Source organism: Photobacterium sp. OFAV2-7 (assembly GCF_022347985.1).
Classification (GTDB): Bacteria; Pseudomonadota; Gammaproteobacteria; order Enterobacterales; family Vibrionaceae; genus Photobacterium.
The window spans coordinates 1-3767 of the sequence record NZ_JAKRFQ010000501.1 but is presented as its reverse complement, the minus strand read 5'-3'; the positions used below and the strand labels follow the sequence as shown (position 1 = coordinate 3767).

Genomic DNA, 3767 nt, shown 5'->3' with positions numbered 1-3767 from the left:
CCACACTCTCAAAAAGGCAGCAATCTTTCAGACATGGTGATCTTTGAATCCCACGTCCGTGACTTCTCTGCCCTTGATGCCAGCACACAAAACAAAGGTAAATATCTGGCCTTTACCGAGCAAGGTACAGTACCAGTTGATCACCTCAAGCAACTCAGTGAAGCGGGTATGACCCACCTGCATTTGATGCCGGTATTCGATATAGCAACCATCAACGAAGATCCAAAGAAAGTTGCCGATATCGACGAGTCGTTCAGCAAGCTATGTGAGGTAAATCCCGCAGTCAAAAAATCTGACTTCTCAAGCTATTGTACAAGTGGCGGCACTATTGCAGACGCCTTTGCTGAGCTTGCTGCAGAAGACAATAAGGATAATGCAAAGGTAGAAGCTCTCAATGAATATGTACGCAGTGTTGATAGCTTCAACTGGGGCTATGACCCATTCCACTACACTGTTCCTGAGGGTTCTTACGCCACCAATGCCGAAGGTACCACCCGTATTCTGGAATTCCGTAAGATGGTTCAATCCGTCAAGGAAGACATCGGCATGAATGTGGTGGTGGATGTTGTTTACAACCACACCAATGCATCCGGACTGAATGATAAATCAGTACTCGATAAAGTGGTTCCTCTGTACTACCAACGTTTGGCTCCAGATACAGGCAGCGTAGAAACGTCAACATGCTGTGATAACACAGCACCAGAGCATGCCATGTTTGCCAAGCTTATCGACGACTCGGTACAAACCTGGGTAAAAGCCTATAAGATCGATGCCTTCCGGTGGGATCTGATGGGCCACCACCCTCTTACTCAAATGCAAGGAACACTTGAAGCAGCACGTAAGATCAACGACGAGGTGTACTTCTACGGTGAAGGCTGGAACTTTGGTGAAGTTCAAGATGACAAACGCTTCGTACAAGCTACACAGAAGAACTTAGGCGGTACGGGTATCGGCTCGTTTTCTGACCGACTACGTGATGCTGTCCGAGGCGGTAGCCCATTCGATGGCGGTGAAGGTATCCGTAAAACCCCTGGCTTTGCGACAGGTGCCTATGTTAAGCATAATGACCTAGTCAATATCAATGCTGATGACGATGAGGATGGCGTTTCAGATGAACTAGCACGTGCGCTTCATCAGACAGATCTGACCCGACTGGGCATGGCTGGTAACCTTAAAGATTTTGAGTTCATTGACTATGAAGGCAACGCTCTGAAAGGTTCAACCCTAGACTACAACGGTCAGGCAGCAGGCTATGCCGAACAGCCATGGGAAGTGCAGAACTATGTTTCCAAGCATGATAACCAGACACTTTGGGACATCAACATGTACAAGGTCTCTCACGATGTCTCGCTAGAAGATCGTGTCCGTATGCAGGCTATTGGCATGTCAACAGTACTGCTGGGTCAGGCAATGCCATTTAACCACATGGGCGGTGAGCTGCTGCGCTCTAAATCCATGCAGCGAGACTCATACGACTATGGTGACTGGTATAACCGTGTTGACTTTACCCTGAATGACAACAACTGGAACAAGGGGCTTCCTGCAAAAGATAAGGATGCAGCCAACTACGCTGTTATCGAAAGTGTGCTGACAGCAGATGCACAACCATCAGCAGCAAACCTTGAGCAGATGTTTGAGTTCTACAAAGAGCTGCTACGCCTGCGCAAAGCATCACCTTTGATGACGCTACCTGGTGCTGATGAAATCATGAAGCGCGTTGACTTCCGTAATACGGGTAAAGGTCAAACACCGGGTATGATTGTGATGTCCATTGATAATGGTTCATCGCAAACCACAGATCTCGACAGTGCTCTTGATTCCATTGTAATTGTGATAAACGCAACACCAACTGAGCAAACAGCAGGCAGCTTCCTTGATAACAACAACGAAGCCATCGCCCTTGCAGGTTTCGAGCTGAGTTCAACCCATAACCAGGCGAACTCTATTGCCGGCAATGCGAGTTTTGCCAATGGCAAGTTCACTGTTCCAGCATGGTCAAGTGCTGTCTTTGTTCAGCCTCGTGGTAACGAGCGTGGATTAGGCCTGCCAGTATCGCAAAAAGCAGACATTCCTCCGTTTGAAGCAGCTAAGAAAGTCTATGTCGCAGGTAGTTTCAATGGCTGGAACAAAACGGGCACTGAAGCCGCTTATGCAGGCAAAGGTCTTTATAGCGCCACTGTCGGTTTGAGCACTACTGCAGAATACAAGATGACTACGGTTAAAGGTGATGATGTATCTTGGTATGGCTGTAACGGCGACGGCAACTGCTCAGTTTCCAAATTAGGTATGTACAAACTATCTTTGGATGCAACTAACCCTGAACAGCCTGTTGTTCTTGATGCTGAACTTAAAGACGACTATACAGGTGTTACTTGGTATATCCCTGGAGATATTTCAGGGGGCTGGGATCATAAAGACGGGCGTAAGATGACGTCAGATGACGCTGTTAAATTCAGCTTTACGACACCAACGTTGGAAGCTGGTAAGATGCAGGGTTTCAAGTTTACCGGTGGAGACTGGGGCAAGTTTGAACATGCAGCCAGTGATGTCGTTGCAGCTAAAGGAAGCCTTGCGTTCTCTGGCTCAAACAATATTGAGTTTACTCCAGCTGAAGCTGGCATCTACCAAGTAAGCTTTAATATCTTGACCAAAGAGGTTGATATCCAAAAGAAATAATTGTTGATTATTAAATCACTGTCTAAAGCGCCAGTTAACTATAACTGGCGCTTTTTTGCTAGTCACTTGAGGTAGCTTGGGTATAAAACTCAAACTAAATTAATCTCCAATACAGAATTCACCGATACACCATTCCACTTATACGTATAGTGTTTGGTCTGGCAGACTTTAGTGACTAAGTTCGGTTTGAAGAGCGCATAGCAATCATGCCCCTGATGGCGAACTGACTGATAAACGATCCCATCGCCTTTCTGCTCCTTGATTTCATTAGCCAGCATTTGCGAATGTGCGTAATTTGTCGGATGGTAAATGTTTTGGTCGAGGTATTGCTGCTCTGTAAGATCAACCAATGTTGCGTTAAACCAGGCATCGATACAACGCATCTGAATATCCTGTGCAGGTTCCTGAGTGTACCCCATCACCCGCTCCATATGATGAACGGTTTCTTTTATGGCGGTATTCACATCCGGTGCAGCATAGTAAGCCCCGTAGTCGGCGGTGTTAAATCGCGCTCCATCCGGGCTGACATGGGTAAAAGCAGCCATCACATAACTGCAATGCGGGACCCCCACTAAGCGTTCTTCAAGCGGGATCTGCGAAAAATTACCGGCCTCTTCCGAAAGGCGAGGATTGGTTATGGCCTCGACGGCAAATATCGCTTCAAGCTGTTCGGGCTTAGCCACATCTTCATACAAATTAATGGGCGGATATTTCGATGGGATCAGACGATAACAGTGCTGATCACTGAAGGGTTTCACTGGATGGCTCATCTACGATTTCCCACCTCGCCAGGCATTCAGACGAGATGCTACCTGATATAAGTCAACCACTTTGCCCTGAACCATGATATCCATTGCCGAGCGACCAGCGAAAAATGGGTGAGAGTTGGGCTTCTGCACCCATTGGTACACACTCTCTTCAGCGGTAAACATGATCCGAAGACATTTGTGAATATTGAGTATATAACTCATCCGCTCCAGCAGATCCTTCGAAACCTTGGCCGATTCTGGATGACTACGATACTTATTTAACGTAGAGCGGCTCGCCAAGCCAAGAATGGCCATCTGCTGTGCCTGGGTACAAGCCCACTT

The 3767-nt window shown here is 47.1% G+C and carries 3 protein-coding genes; 1 reads left to right on the top strand and 2 read right to left on the bottom strand.

Going from position 1 to position 3767, the window contains the following annotated elements:
* Positions 1-2676 (top strand): pullulanase-type alpha-1,6-glucosidase (gene pulA / locus MHN01_RS19805; protein ID WP_239412924.1); only part of this gene is annotated, 2676 nt, incomplete at its 5' end.
* Positions 2677-2765: 89 nt separating this feature from the next.
* Here pulA and MHN01_RS19800 read toward each other — a convergent pair.
* Together MHN01_RS19800 and MHN01_RS19795 are read right to left on the bottom strand one after the other, a co-directional pair.
* Positions 2766-3446 (bottom strand): RES family NAD+ phosphorylase, encoded by a 681-nt coding sequence (locus tag MHN01_RS19800; RefSeq protein ID WP_239412923.1) that lies wholly within the window; start codon positions 3444-3446, stop codon positions 2766-2768.
* Positions 3447-3767, bottom strand: a 321-nt coding sequence (locus MHN01_RS19795) for an MbcA/ParS/Xre antitoxin family protein (RefSeq protein ID WP_239412922.1), incomplete at its 5' end; no start/stop codon positions are given.

Excerpts from the sequence above, each read along its gene's own strand:
- MHN01_RS19800 (WP_239412923.1), bottom strand. The coding sequence starts at position 3,446 with ATGAGCCATCCAGTGAAACCCTTCAGTGATCAGCACTGTTATCGTCTG.